Genomic DNA, 13,260 nt, shown 5'->3' with positions numbered 1-13,260 from the left:
CGATCTCTTTATCTGCAGATTTAGAGAAATACATTGGATTCTCTATGTATTCGATTACATATGCCTGTAACGACTGAATTTAACAATCATGTCACTCATATTAACGTTTGCTTCAAGGTTGAGATTGTATGGTGGTGAAAAAGTGAACACCACAAATTAACTGTAACTATTTGATTTTAATTGCTTATATTTATTGCTGTCGGGTTTGTGGTTGGGTTTTTGTTCGTTTCCCTCATTGTTTTATTGATGATTGAGTTATTTTCTGGAAATTGCTTGCTGAGCAGCATATAATCGCACCCCAAAAATAGAGCGACGCAAACGTTCTCTATTTTAAATCCTTATTTTTGAACTGCGCGTATTATCTCCAAGGAATCGAGAGCAATGCTTGAGAAACTATTCAAACTGAAAGAGCATGGAACGGATGTTCAGACCGAAATGTTAGCCGGTCTGACGACCTTCCTGACAATGGCTTATATCATTTTTGTTAATCCAACTATGCTGGCAAGCACGGGGATGGATCAGGGGGCGGTGTTTGTTGCAACCTGTCTGGCTGCGATGGTCGGCTGTTTCATTATGGGCTTTGTCGCAAATTACCCAGTTGCCCAGGCTCCGGGGATGGGGCTGAATGCGTTCTTTACTTATGGCGTAGTGTTCGGGATGGGACATACATGGCAAGTGGCTTTGGCCGCGGTGTTCTTGTCTGGTCTTTGTTTCATTCTTTTAAGCCTCCTGAAAGTACGAGAGTGGATCATCAATGCGATTCCAATGGCTTTACGTACCGGTATCTCAGCAGGTATTGGTTTGTTCTTAGCTTTCATTGCGTTGCAAAGCTCGGGCATTGTCGTTGGTCACCCTGCAACGTTGGTGCATATTGGAGATCTGACAAGTTTTCCTGCTATGATGGCGGCATTGGGCTTTTTCCTGACGATTGGGTTAGTTCATCGCGGTTATAAAGCCGCGGTACTGATTGCGATACTTGCCGTGACTGTGCTTGGTATCCTGTTTGGCGATATCACTTACGGTGGTGTTATGTCTATGCCACCAAGCCTGGCACCCACATTCATGCAGATGGATTTCAGCGGTGCACTTGAGGTTGGGCTGATTTCAGTGGTGTTTGCTTTCTTATTTGTTGATCTGTTTGATACTGCCGGAACACTGGTGGGCGTGGCAACAAAAGCCGATCTGATCGATAAAGATGGTAAGCTACCGCGCTTGAACCGTGCACTGCTTGCAGATAGTACGGCGACGTCTGTGGGGGCGATACTCGGTACCTCAAACACGACATCATTTGTTGAAAGTGTGGCAGGTGTTGCTGTTGGCGGGCGTACCGGTCTGACAGCCGTTACCGTTGGTGTATTATTCTTCTTAGCACTATTCTTTGCACCGCTGGCAGGTATGGTGCCCGCCTATGCAACGGCAGGAGCACTGTTTTACGTGGCGATTCTGATGATGTCAGGTCTGGTGAGTATAGACTGGCGTGATTTGACTGAAGCGGCCCCGGTTGTTGTTGTCTGTTTGCTAATGCCATTAACATACTCTATCGCTGAGGGTATCGGTCTTGGCTTTATCACTTATGCTGCCGTTAAGGTGATGAGTGGCAAGGGAAGAGATGTTAATATCAGCGTATGGGTTATTGCAGCCCTGTTTCTTGCTAAAATTATTTTCTTATAGCAGTTTATAAATACTATCGGCGATTGATTTCGCTAACACAGAGGTTCATCGGATATGAGTAATAAGTTCGTTATCACATGGGATAACATGCAAATGTACACGCGTCAGTTAGCAGAAAAATTACTGCCGGCTGATCAGTGGAAAGGTATTATTGCAGTTAGCCGTGGCGGTTTGGTTCCTTCTGCGATCCTTGCCCGTGAGCTTAACATTCGTCACGTTGATACAGTGTGTATTTCAAGCTATGACCACGACCACCAACGTGAAATGAAGGTGGTTAAAAAAGCTGAGGGAGATGGTGAAGGCTTCTTAGTGGTTGACGATCTGGTCGATACTGGCGGTACTGCTGAAATGATCCGTGCTATGTACCCTAAAGCGAAATTTGTCACAGTTTGTGCGAAACCGGAAGGTAAACATCTGGTTGATGATTACGTTGTTGATATTCCTCAAGATACTTGGATTGAGCAGCCATGGGACATGGCCGTGACTTACGTCGATCCAGTTTCCAAGCAGTAATATCACGGTCGACCTTGTCGATAAGTCATTTAAAAAGAGGCGTCAGAGATGACGCCTCTTTTTTTGTATCAATTATTCCGTCCTGAGATTGGTTATCTTTGTTGAGCGGAAAAGATAAATAGAATCACTATTCACTGAAATGGCAGCCTTGACTAAAAGCGAATGAATTGACACTGACCCCTGCATCTTGAGGTGGTTTGGGTATACTATAGGCTGTATGGTATTCCTGACATTAGCCGTCAGTATTCTCCTTAGGCTGTGGCTTGGCTTTTATAGATCAGTGTTTTGTAGACCAGTATTTTGTAGATCTGTTTTGTATAGATCGAATTATTGCAGAGCTGGCTATCACTGGCCTTATTTACCATTGGTCCGGTTAATGGTGCAGGAAATAGGACTTTGATCACTGGAGCCAACTGTGTCTGACCCTTCAAAAACGAATTTATCTGAAAAGCTCTTTGCTCCTCGCCAAACCTCAAAAGAAACGTCGAGTCTGGTGAAGTTAGCCCATATTAGTGCTGCTGCTGTTCATAACGATATTGATGGCGATAGTGAAAATGGGTGGTACCGCGTTTTACGTCGTCCTCAATGGGCATGGCAAGGTATTGATCCCATCGAGATGGAAGCTATTTTTGCCAGAATGGCCAACTCCGATGCAGCCAGAACCAATGATGAGCTTCTTGACACTGTGATTGGTTATAAACCGGGAAACTGGATTTATGAGTGGGCGCAATCGGGGGCGAGCTACCTCAAAAATGCGCGCACATTAGCCGATGCCGGTAAAAAAGAGCAAGCGGCCCATACTTTATTGAGTGCTAGTATGTATTACAGTGTTGCTGCTTATCCGCACATAAAAGGGGATACGCTGGCGGCACAGGCTGAAGTGAAGGCCAGTCAAACTTACCGGGAAGCGATGGCATTAATGCCCCATCAGATGAAAACCATCGATGTAAAATATGAAGGTAAGACATTCCAGGCGTATATTCATTTGCCTCGCACCGACAAGTTGTTGCCAACCGTGATTGTCAGCGGTGGTTTAGATACCTTGCAATCGGATCTGTGGCGACTATATAGGGATTATCTAGGGCCGGCAGGGTTTGCGATGGTCACCCTGGATATGCCCTCGGTCGGTCACAGTTCCCATTGGCCATTAACCGAAGATACCAGTCGGCTACATCAGGCTTTACTACAGCAGATCCGCGATGTGCCCTGGGTTGATCACCATAATGTTGCCATGCTGGGCTTGCGTTTTGGTGGTAATGCCGCGATTCGTCTAGGCTTTCTGGAGCCTAGCAGACTGAAAACCTGTGTCAGTTTAGGCGGGATGATTCATGGGATATTATCACAGCCGAAAATGTTGGAGGCGATACCACGGATGACCTTGGATGTCATTGCATCGAGAATGGGGAAAAACGGAGTGTCAAAAGCCAGCCTGACCTCACACTTATCAGCCTGGTCACTGAAACAACAAGGGTTGCTTGGTCGACGAAAAGTGGATATACCGATGTTGGGTATTAGCCTGAATAACGATCCGGTTTGCGCCGAAATGGATAATCAATTGATTGCGACGTCGAGCCGGGGCGGAAAGGCGATAATCTTACCCGACACGCCGCTGCATGACGGCTATCATCGCGCGATGACAACCGTTGTTGACTGGCTGAAGGAGAAGCTTACTTAATCTGGTGGCGGAAAGAGCATGTGATGTAAATAAAATGTTGCTATGCAAAGGGCTTTGTGGCTTAAATGGTATCACTGCCGAATTGGAATATGCCTTTAAGTCCGTGATTGAGCGGTTGTGTGTGGTAACTGCTTTTTTTGCTTCTGGCTGTTTTTTCTGAATGACTGTTGTTCGGTATAACTATGGATGGGGATACGCTAATGACGACGAACACTGTTTTTCCGCCTCATGGCCGTTTAATGACTAAATTGACTGCCTTGGGGCCTTATCTGCGGCAACAGCATTCAAAAGAAGGGGAGTTTTTCTTCGATTGTCTGGCCAGTTGCATCAGTGCGAAAAAATCACCCGAAGAGCGTGAATTCTGGGGATGGTGGCTGGTGCTGACGGCGACCGACTCAGGGTTTGAATACCGCTATTACTTTGGTCGCTATGACAGTGAAGGTAACTGGAACCAGGATAAAGTGCCAGCCAAACATGCAGAGGCGGTTGTCCAGACTATTGGCGACTTCTATTCCAAGCTGACAAATTTATTACAGGAAGAGTGTGGACTGGAAGTGACTGCGGCGGATGATCTGAAAGAAGCGGCGTTAGGTTCGATGGCATAATTGCAAGATCAGGGCTGTCTGGCCTATTTTTTATGAATTCTGCCTTCTAATGCAGCATTTTTCTTGTGATCTGGCTATGGGATTGATACAACAATTAGATCAATATTTATCACTCTATTTGTTTAATCCCAATGGTAGATACTAATCACTTGAATGCTACAGAGCAGAATTTCGCGGGCGAACACTCTCGAGTTGAGAGGCAGGCCCAATCCCTAAAGCAAAGCCATACAGTCAAGCAGACTATTGTCGTTAAACTCGGCACCAGTGTGCTGACGGGCGGAACGCTGAAACTAGATCGCGCTCACATGGTCGAGTTAGTTCGTCAATGTGCCTATTTGCGTCGTCAGGGTCATAAAATCATAATTGTGACATCTGGTGCGATTGCAGCAGGCCGAGAACATTTGGCCTATCCTGAATTGCCGAAAACGATGGCCAGTAAGCAGTTGCTTGCGGCGGTTGGCCAGAGCCGCCTAATCCAGGAATGGGAGAGCTTGTTTGGTATCTATAACCTGCATGTAGGCCAAATGCTGCTAACCCGTGCAGATTTAGATGATCGTGAGCGTTACCTTAACGCCCGCGATATGATTAATGCCTTGCTAGACAACGGAATCATCCCGGTCGTCAATGAAAATGATGCGGTTGCCACAACAGAAATTAAAGTCGGCGATAACGATAATTTATCGGCCTTGGTCGGTATTTTAGGCGGAGCAGATAAATTGCTGTTGTTGACCGATCAACCTGGCCTGTTTACTGCCGATCCTCGGCATAATCCAGAGGCGGAGTTAATTCGTGAGGTCCATACGATTGACGAAACGTTACGTAAGTTAGCCGGTGGTAGTGTTGGCGGCTTAGGTACTGGCGGCATGGCAACGAAGCTGCAGGCTGCCGATGTGGCACGCCGGGCCGGTATTGAAGTGATTATCGCCGCAGGCAGTCGCCCCGATGTTATTTCAGATATCGCCAATGGCGATTCTGTGGGGACACGTTTCCTGCCTCTTGAGTCCCCTCTGGAAAGCCGTAAACGCTGGATATTAGCGGGTCCTCCGCCTGCGGGGGATATTATTATTGATCCTGGTGCGGCGATCGCTGTGCAACAGCGTGGTAGTAGCTTATTGTCTAAAGGTATCACGCAAGTCAATGGGCTTTTTGAGCGTGGTGAAGTGGCCCGTATCTTTGATACTCGCGGCGTCTTGCTCGCCCGTGGTATCTGTCGCTATTCAAGTCTGGATATGGCTAAGATTGCCGGAAAACACAGCCAGGATATCCACTCGGTTTTAGGCTACGAGTATGGCCCTGTTGCCATTCATCGTGATGATCTTGTTGTGATCTAAACCTGAACCATTGAAACATTCTGGTTAATAGAGGAAGAATTGTGAATCTTGAACATATGGGTAAAGCTGCGCAGCAAGCGGCTTTCGAATTGGCTACTGCAGCCACAGCACAAAAGAATCAGGCGTTAGCGATTATTGCTGATGAGCTGGAAGCGAATAAAGATGTAATTCTGGCTGCCAATGCCAAAGATATCGCAGCGGCGCGTGAAACCGGAATGACAGACGCACTCATTGATCGCCTGTTACTCAATGAAGCCAGGCTGAGCGGTATTGCAAGCGATGTTCGCAATGTGATCGGCTTAAGTGATCCGGTTGGCGCTGAATTAGATAGCCGTGTACTGGAAAACGGGATGCGCCTGAGTCGCCGTCGTGTGCCATTGGGGGTGGTGGGTGTTATCTATGAAGCACGTCCGAATGTAACGATCGATATTGCAGCACTGTGTCTGAAAACCGGTAATGCCAGCATTTTGCGTGGTGGCCGCGAAACGTTCCATTCGAATATGGAACTGGTCAAAGTGATCCAGCTAGCGCTGGAGAAGGCGGGCTTACCTGCGGCATCGGTACAGTATATTGACAAACCGGACCGTGAGCTGGTGTCACAATTGCTCAAACTGGATCAGTATGTCGACATGATCATCCCGCGAGGCGGTGCTGGCTTGCACAAGATGTGCAAGGAAAACAGTACGATACCTGTCATTATTGGTGGCTTCGGTATTAGTCATGTTTATGTCGATCATTCGGCAGATCTCGCCCGTTCACTGGACGTTGTTGAGAATGCCAAGGTACAACGCCCATCAGCTTGTAACGCATTAGATACGCTGCTGGTGAGTGAACAAGTGGCCGAAGCGTTCTTGCCTCGCCTGGCCGAGCGTTTAAATAGCAGTAATGTTGCTTTAGTCGCCGATGAGGCCGCCTATGAGTTACTTGAAGGTAAGGCGGCTGAGTTGCGCCGTGTTGCTGACGGTGATTTTGACACGGAATGGCTAAGTTATACCCTTGGCGTCAAAGTGGTCCACGATGTGCAGGAAGCCATTGCTCATATGCGTAAGCACAATGCCAGCCATTCTGATGCGATTCTGACGAATAATATTCAGTCAGCAGAGCAATTTGTTAACGCGGCTGGCTCTGCGGCTGTCTATGTGAATGCGTCAACGCGTTTCACTGACGGTGCGCAGTTTGGCTTAGGGGCTGAAGTTGCAGTATCAACCCAGAAGCTGCACGCCCGTGGCCCTATGGGTTTAGAAGAGCTGACCAGCTACAAGTGGGTAGGGCAAGCGAATTACCTCGTACGCCCGTAGTTTGAAGGTGCGAGGAGCGAGTATCTAGAGTCGAGAATCTAGTATCGAGATTCTAGATACTCGATACTAGTTTCTTTCTAGGTCTTCGCATTTAATCACTCGGATCTTGCTCTTCCTTCTCGGCCTTTTCACGGTCGTGCTTCTCTTTGAGGTATTTGGCCTTGTCACGGTAGCCAAACTTCATGTTCGCGGTATATTTTAAGGCCATAATATTACTGACCACGACGCTGAGAACGATGGCTGAGATCACCCAAGGGTTTAGTAACCATTCCATCTAGACCTCACAGATATTGTTAATGAACCTAGTATAGAGGTTATCAAGGTTTGCCAGTATCTGCGACTTTCCTGCTATTTGGCTGTGATTAAGTGTGCGGTAGAGCAGCTCAGGTGTCAGTTGTGCCAACAACTCCCGGCTTACCGGATGGTGGCTGATATGCCAGGGCTCTATAGCGACCCCGCCGCGATCCTCTGCATAGGGCAGATAAAAGCCATATTCAGCCATATGGTGTTTAAGCCATTGATAAAATTCTGCCTGATGACCCCCTGATGCGTATTCCCATGGCTCTAATTGTAATTGCGTATCGACGGGCAAACAGTTCTGTGCATAGACATCGACATCTGTGCCCCAGTGATGGCGGCTGGCGCCCGGCAAGGCTGACCAACGCATGATGGCAATAATTTTGTCCAGTTCACAGAGCTTGCTGGTATCTAATGGCTGGCATTGGCTATCAAGCAATGGCCTGATACCGTTGAACTTGTTGTTCCAGATTAATAGCTGGCGTTCAAAAGGGCGGAATGCACTGGCCAGCTGCATATCAAACCCAGCCTGTTGGGCGGCTTGCTGCAGCGCAGCGAAAGCCGGTTGCATCAGGTGATGCAACTGGAAGTTTTGATGACCCACTAAGTGGCCGCTGTTTCTGCCTGTGAGTTGCTCGGCAGTAAGCTGCCGAGCAGAAGTAGAGGTGATCATCGCAGTGCTTTTTCTAACACTTTCTGATACATATCAGTCAGCTTCTCAAGATCCGCAATTTTGACACATTCATTGACTTTGTGGATCGTGGCGTTGACCGGGCCAAGCTCGACAACCTGCGCGCCGGTTCGGGCAATAAACCGACCATCAGAGGTACCGCCTGTGGTTAACAGTTCTGGCTTGGTATGATTCACGTCTTCAACGGCGGCGACCACGGCTTCAACCAATGTACCTTCATCGGTTAAGAACGGGTAACCGTTCAGTGTCCATTTTAGTTCATAGTTTAAACCGTGGGCATCGAGCATCGAATGAACACGGCGCTGAATGTCGGTATCCGTCAGCTCGGTACTGAAGCGAAAATTAAACTGAACATGAAACTCTCCCGGAATAACGTTCGAGGCACCTGTTCCTGCGGTAAGGTTGGCGATTTGGAAGCTGGTAGGGGGGAAGTAGGCATTACCGTTATCCCAAGTCGTCCCCGCCAGTTCAGCCAATGCCGCCAGCGCTTCATGAACGGGATTTTCAGCTAAGTGCGGGTAGGCGACATGGCCTTGAATGCCTTTTATGGTCAAATCACCGGTGAGCGACCCCCGGCGACCATTCTTGACGACATCGCCGACCGCATGAGTACTGGATGGCTCACCGACAATACACATATCGATTTTTTCATTACGTGCTTCCAGGGTATCAATTACACGGGTTGTCCCGTTGATAAAGGGCCCTTCTTCATCTGAGGTGATCAGCAGTGCCACGGAACCTGGATGGTCGGGATTTTCTGCCAGAAAACGTTCAACGGCGACGATTATGCAGGCTAATGAGCCTTTCATATCGGCGGCTCCCCGACCGTGCAGATAACCATCGATGATCGTCGGTTCGAACGGTGGGGTATGCCATTGCTCTAATGATCCGGCTGGAACCACATCGGTATGGCCGGCAAAAACAAACAGGGGGGCTTTCGTTCCACGGCGAGCCCACAAGTTAGTGGTATCTTCAAAGACCATGGTTTCAATTGTGAAGCCGAGTTTTTCAAGACGGGCAATCATCACGTCCTGACAGCCTGCATCTTCCGGGGTAACGGAGTTGCGGCTGATAAGATCTTTTGCCAGTGCAATTACCGGGCTGTCTGACATCCTTGTATCCTTTATTTCTGAGTAGAAAGTGACGGTTGAAAAATTGTTTGGTACTGGGCGGGCTTAAAGCCCAGGTAGTAGCTACCGTTATGGACGAGCAGTGGGCGCTTGATCATTGCCGGGTATTCCAGCATTAGCGTCATAGCCGTTTCTTTATCGAGGCTTGCCTTTTGGTCGTCAGTAAGCTGACGGTAAGTGGTACCGCGTTTGTTGACCATTGCTTCCCAGCCCAATTCTGATTCAAACTGCTCCAGCATGGCTTGATCTAGACCGTCAACGCGGTAGTCGTGAAAGGTGTAATCCTGGTTCTCTGCATCCAGCCACTTTTTCATTTTTTTGATGGTGTCGCAGTTTTTAATACCGTAGGCAATTGTATTCATAGTTGAGCTGACTGACTTTTTTATCAAATTAGCTCTCCTTTATAGCGAGATTACACAGGCTTAGCAATGGGGTTTATATCAATTGGCATTACATGGCTTTAACATAGTACAGTGCCACTACAAAGATAAAGTGCTCGGGTGATGATGAATATATAGGCAACCTTAATGGATACGTAAGGCGATCACAATGCACCGGAATGCTGGATTCGTGAGCTTTGCTCAGAATTACTGACTCTTTATGGAGGTGTGGAGGCTGAAAGGGAGGTGGTGAGCCTACATGCAAGATCACAAAAATGAGATCTGAATCGCTTTCTGTTCTGTATTGGTGGCTAAACCGTCTCCCATCTTGATCAAACTCAACATTTCATTTTTATTACTCTGAATAATGAAGCCTCTTTTATACCAATTTGAATAGTCATCTGTATGTCGTTGCTCGATCCGTTGTCATTTTGGCTGTGGCGGTGAGTAGATACCTAGGGCATGCTGAATATATAGATCGGCTATGAGGGAATAAAGCTCGGCTGTCAATCCGTAACAGGCCCGATGATTACTCAAATTAGTATTATGGAGGTCTCAATGGAACTGAATCCGGTTTTTGCTCGTCGTCTTTATCTGGCATTACTTGTCGAGCATATCGAAAGGCCAAACGTCCCAAGGCTGATTGAACAGACGGGATGGCCACGTCGTACCATTCAGGATGTATTAAAAGCGTTACCTGGTTTAGGGATAGAGCTCACCTTTATTCAGGATGGTAAGCGACACAATGATGGTTATTACCAGTTAAGTGACTGGGGGCCTTTCGACCTGCAATGGGTTGAAGATCGGGAGGGTGATCTGATCACTTCACTGGCGAGCTAATACCTTTCGGTATAAATGAAAACCGCACTTGTTGCGGTTTTTCCATTTCTGAAGGGGGACGATGAATGGGACGTTAATTAAGCGGTGGTGGGCAGACATAAGCATTACCCATCATGGTAACGGATGTACTAAATGTTCGTGGCGCGTACAAATCGATGGTATTGGCCCCAAGTGCACTGGCACGATTTTTCAGTGCGTTAAGTGCCCCCTCAGTTAACTCCTGATTGCCGATAAACAAAAATGTATACCAGTGCCCCTCAGAACTTGTGATGGTTTCTTTGTGGGTACATTGGTTGATTTTTCCGCTATTATTCCACACAACTTGTATATCTCTGCTTTCGTTGTTCAGCCGTGTTGTTTCACAACCGAATAAGAACAAAGATACCAGTACTATCATCAGATTCTTTTTCATTATTGCCCTTGTGCTTCCAGATAAAGAACAGTTGCCGCGGTACGTGATTTGACCTGTAGTTTTTTTAGCAGGCTCTTCATGTGTACTTTTACGGTCGCTTCTGAAATAAATAATGCATCGGCAATTTGTTTATTTCGATAGCCTTTGGCAACTTCTTGTAAAATCTGCATTTCCCTGTCTGTAAGCGTGTTTAGCAGAGAATCTTGTTCGCTGGTATCTTCTAAGTAATCCCGAACTAGATCGTTGTAGACCTTGGCGCCACATAACGCTTGCCTTAGCTGGCTGATGAGTTCATCGGGTTCGGTATCTTTTAGCAAGTAGCCATCAGCCCCTGCAGCAACCAACGCTTTGATATCGGAACGGCTATCAGAGACGGTCAGAATAACAATGCTGGCGCTGCTCCCTTCAGCCCGCAGCGCATTGAGGGTATCTAAGCCCGACATTCCCTTCATATTTAAATCGAGCAGGATCAGGTCGGGGTTTTTCTCATTCGCCAGTGCTATGGCATCAGCACCATTGCTGGCTTCGCCAATCAGTTCAAAATCGGGTTCAAAACTTAATAGCTGGCCGATCCCACGTCGGATTAACGGGTGATCATCTACAATCATTATTTTCCAAGACGTCATATTAATGTCCTTAAATCTGAAGTGAAAAGGTGAGGCTCACTTCACAGCCTGCGCCCGGCACTGTATTTATTTGAAGATCACCATGTAGGCGTGATGCTCGCTCGGTCATAATGGCTAAACCATAATGGTTTAGTTTTTTTCTGTTAGGATCGAAACCTAACCCATCATCACGAATTTTTATATCTACATGATCACCTCTTTGCTCACAAGAGACGATGATTTCGTCAGCATGGGCATGTTTTATCGCATTGAGTACCGCTTCACGGATCACTTGCAGTAGATGTACCTGATGGTGGGCATCGAGGCTGAGCGATGACAAGTGGTTATCAATGATCAGCAGCGCATCTGTCTGCTCTTCCAGTGGATTAAGCATCTCTACCAAGGCTTCACCAAAGTTGGCTTCTTTGATCGTGAGGCGAAAGGTGCTCAGCAATTCTCTTAATTGGGTATACGCGCCTGACAACCCGCTATCAATATCGGCCAGAATCTGATTAGCATTATCGGTGTCATTACTGGCTAATTGACGTTTTAGCAAGGTCATCTGGATTTTCAGATAAGATAATGATTGTGCCAAGGAGTCATGTAGCTCGCGTGCGATGGTGGCCCGCTCTTCCATTAAGAGCAATTGCTCGCTCTGCTTTTGGGCCCGGTTGTAATAGATCCCTCGGGCTAATATGCGCGATATATTATCGATCAACGTTTGGTCCGGGCAGGGCAAGGTATATTGCCACCATAGCTGGCCAAGCACTTGCCCGTCGATGGCTAAATCCTGAAAATGCCATGGTTGGGTAGATTCAATTCCGGCGGTTAGCTCAGACCGCCCGCCACTGTTTTCTTCTATAATCAGTTTAGCTGCCGTTAATCCTTCCACCGCCACCAGGGTGTCTAGCATGGCAGAGAAATTTTGCGGGGTTAACCGGCTGACTGACAGTTCTTGTGAGCAGTTATAGAGTACCTGGAGTGATTCATTGGCGTGACGCAGGCGACGTGTTTTCTCATTCACGTTCTTCTCTAACCCCCGATATAATTTTCCGAGTTCAGAAGACATCTTATAAAAATTATCGGCCAGTAAGCCTAACTCATTATCACTTTTTATATCTAGGCTAACATCGAAAAGGCCATTTTGGACATGTTCACTGGCTGTGACTAATTGATTCAGAGGGGAAACGATTTTTCGCTGGGTGAAATGAATCGTGAATAAGGCAACGAGTAAGATCAGACTTAACCCAATACCACCGATTACCGACAACACCTGCAGTTTAATGACAGAGAATTCCTGCAGCTCAAAGACAAAGCCATCAATGCGATCGACAAAGCTGGCGACATTCTCTAAGTACTGCTGGCGATCGGAGGTCTCGAGCTGTAGATGAAGATTTTCCCAGCGACCAATTAAGCCGTAATAGTGCGTTTTAATGTCGGTAGGCACGGTCCAGTGTTCCAGTGCGGCCATTGACGGTGAAAATAGCGATTTTTCGAAGTGATCCAAGTGATCTGACAATTGAGGTGACTCGGTTTGAATATCGTAGGCTAAGCGATAGCTCTGCATACGCAGCGAACCGGAAACATTGATTGCTTCAGCGTCATTCAAACTGGAAGCAAGCGTAAGCAGTGCAAAGCTGGTGGTCGCCACTGACAATAACAAGATAGCCAGCATGGCCCGGGCTATGGTTGTAGTCACTGACTTAAGGGGCCTGTTTTGCACTTAGATTCCTTATATAACAATAGATTAAATGGTGTTCGATATATTAAAGCGAAACTGGGGTTTGTTGCCCATAGTCGAATAGTGGAAGT

The 13,260-nt window shown here is 47.2% G+C and carries 14 protein-coding genes; 7 read left to right on the top strand and 7 right to left on the bottom strand.

Features of this window, described 5'->3' with window-relative positions; translation table 11 throughout:
• Positions 1-381: 381 nt before the first annotated feature.
• The 6 genes from R3289_RS08835 (at position 382) to R3289_RS08810 (ending at position 7,093) form a co-directional block, all read left to right on the top strand.
• Entirely contained in the window at positions 382-1,671 is a 1,290-nt protein-coding gene (locus R3289_RS08835; RefSeq protein WP_318925157.1) for an NCS2 family permease, read from the top strand.
• A 54-nt stretch (positions 1,672-1,725) separates the two neighbouring features.
• The gene (gene gpt, locus R3289_RS08830) at positions 1,726-2,184 is read left to right on the top strand and encodes a xanthine phosphoribosyltransferase (RefSeq protein WP_318925156.1); all 459 of its coding nucleotides are present in this window, start codon (positions 1,726-1,728) and stop codon (positions 2,182-2,184) included.
• A gap of 415 nt (positions 2,185-2,599) precedes the next feature.
• Positions 2,600-3,859 (top strand): esterase FrsA, encoded by a 1,260-nt coding sequence (gene frsA / locus R3289_RS08825; protein WP_318925155.1) that lies wholly within the window; start codon positions 2,600-2,602, stop codon positions 3,857-3,859.
• Between the two features lie 200 nt (positions 3,860-4,059).
• Entirely contained in the window at positions 4,060-4,464 is a 405-nt protein-coding gene (gene crl / locus R3289_RS08820; RefSeq protein WP_318925154.1) for a sigma factor-binding protein Crl, read from the top strand.
• A gap of 131 nt (positions 4,465-4,595) precedes the next feature.
• Positions 4,596-5,795, top strand: coding sequence for a glutamate 5-kinase (proB, locus tag R3289_RS08815; protein ID WP_318925153.1), 1,200 nt, complete (start codon positions 4,596-4,598; stop codon positions 5,793-5,795).
• Between the two features lie 56 nt (positions 5,796-5,851).
• Positions 5,852-7,093, top strand: a complete 1,242-nt coding sequence (locus R3289_RS08810) for a glutamate-5-semialdehyde dehydrogenase (protein ID WP_413466690.1) — start codon at positions 5,852-5,854, stop codon at positions 7,091-7,093.
• A 91-nt stretch (positions 7,094-7,184) separates the two neighbouring features.
• Here the strand turns inward: R3289_RS08810 and R3289_RS08805 are convergent, their stop codons facing one another.
• The 4 genes from R3289_RS08805 to R3289_RS08790 are packed head-to-tail and all read right to left on the bottom strand — an operon-like array spanning position 7,185 to position 9,573.
• The gene (locus R3289_RS08805) at positions 7,185-7,367 is read right to left on the bottom strand and encodes a DUF2897 family protein (RefSeq protein WP_107281811.1); all 183 of its coding nucleotides are present in this window, start codon (positions 7,365-7,367) and stop codon (positions 7,185-7,187) included.
• Positions 7,368-8,063, bottom strand: a complete 696-nt coding sequence (locus tag R3289_RS08800) for a M15 family metallopeptidase (RefSeq protein ID WP_318925151.1) — start codon at positions 8,061-8,063, stop codon at positions 7,368-7,370. It abuts the gene before it with no gap.
• Entirely contained in the window at positions 8,060-9,193 is a 1,134-nt protein-coding gene (dapE, locus tag R3289_RS08795; RefSeq protein ID WP_318925150.1) for a succinyl-diaminopimelate desuccinylase, read from the bottom strand. The genes R3289_RS08800 and dapE overlap by 4 nt, the downstream gene beginning before the upstream one ends.
• A gap of 11 nt (positions 9,194-9,204) precedes the next feature.
• Positions 9,205-9,573, bottom strand: coding sequence for an ArsC family reductase (locus R3289_RS08790; RefSeq protein ID WP_318925149.1), 369 nt, complete (start codon positions 9,571-9,573; stop codon positions 9,205-9,207).
• A 576-nt stretch (positions 9,574-10,149) separates the two neighbouring features.
• Here R3289_RS08790 and R3289_RS08785 point away from each other — a divergent pair.
• Positions 10,150-10,431: a winged helix-turn-helix domain-containing protein gene (locus R3289_RS08785; protein ID WP_107281808.1), complete on the top strand. Its 282-nt coding sequence runs from the start codon at positions 10,150-10,152 to the stop codon at positions 10,429-10,431.
• Positions 10,432-10,504: 73 nt separating this feature from the next.
• Here the strand turns inward: R3289_RS08785 and R3289_RS08780 are convergent, their stop codons facing one another.
• From R3289_RS08780 to narQ, 3 genes are read right to left on the bottom strand one after another with little or no spacing between them, the layout of a single operon-like run.
• Entirely contained in the window at positions 10,505-10,843 is a 339-nt protein-coding gene (locus R3289_RS08780; RefSeq protein ID WP_318925148.1) for a DUF4156 domain-containing protein, read from the bottom strand.
• On the bottom strand, positions 10,843-11,469 hold the full coding sequence (locus tag R3289_RS08775) for a response regulator (protein WP_318925147.1): 627 nt from the start codon (positions 11,467-11,469) through the stop codon (positions 10,843-10,845). Before R3289_RS08775 ends, R3289_RS08780 begins: the two co-directional genes overlap by 1 nt.
• 10 nt (positions 11,470-11,479) lie before the next feature.
• Positions 11,480-13,171 (bottom strand): nitrate/nitrite two-component system sensor histidine kinase NarQ, encoded by a 1,692-nt coding sequence (narQ, locus tag R3289_RS08770; RefSeq protein ID WP_318925146.1) that lies wholly within the window; start codon positions 13,169-13,171, stop codon positions 11,480-11,482.
• Positions 13,172-13,260 lie beyond the last annotated feature (89 nt).

Origin of the sequence: Photobacterium sp. (assembly GCF_033720175.1) — a bacterium.
In the GTDB taxonomy this organism is placed as follows: Bacteria; Pseudomonadota; Gammaproteobacteria; order Enterobacterales; family Vibrionaceae; genus Photobacterium.
This window is presented reverse-complemented; position numbering and strand designations above follow the sequence as displayed.

Coding starts and splice junctions, on each gene's coding strand:
- R3289_RS08805 (WP_107281811.1), bottom strand. CDS start 7,367: ATGGAATGGTTACTAAACCCTTGGGTGATCTCAGCCATCGTTCTCAGC.
- R3289_RS08775 (WP_318925147.1), bottom strand. CDS start 11,469: ATGACGTCTTGGAAAATAATGATTGTAGATGATCACCCGTTAATCCGA.
- R3289_RS08810 (WP_413466690.1), top strand. CDS start 5,852: ATGGGTAAAGCTGCGCAGCAAGCGGCTTTCGAATTGGCTACTGCAGCC.
- R3289_RS08790 (WP_318925149.1), bottom strand. CDS start 9,573: ATGAATACAATTGCCTACGGTATTAAAAACTGCGACACCATCAAAAAA.
- dapE (WP_318925150.1), bottom strand. CDS start 9,193: ATGTCAGACAGCCCGGTAATTGCACTGGCAAAAGATCTTATCAGCCGC.
- gpt (WP_318925156.1), top strand. CDS start 1,726: ATGAGTAATAAGTTCGTTATCACATGGGATAACATGCAAATGTACACG.
- crl (WP_318925154.1), top strand. CDS start 4,060: ATGACGACGAACACTGTTTTTCCGCCTCATGGCCGTTTAATGACTAAA.
- R3289_RS08785 (WP_107281808.1), top strand. CDS start 10,150: ATGGAACTGAATCCGGTTTTTGCTCGTCGTCTTTATCTGGCATTACTT.
- R3289_RS08835 (WP_318925157.1), top strand. CDS start 382: ATGCTTGAGAAACTATTCAAACTGAAAGAGCATGGAACGGATGTTCAG.
- R3289_RS08800 (WP_318925151.1), bottom strand. CDS start 8,063: ATGATCACCTCTACTTCTGCTCGGCAGCTTACTGCCGAGCAACTCACA.
- proB (WP_318925153.1), top strand. CDS start 4,596: ATGGTAGATACTAATCACTTGAATGCTACAGAGCAGAATTTCGCGGGC.
- R3289_RS08780 (WP_318925148.1), bottom strand. CDS start 10,843: ATGAAAAAGAATCTGATGATAGTACTGGTATCTTTGTTCTTATTCGGT.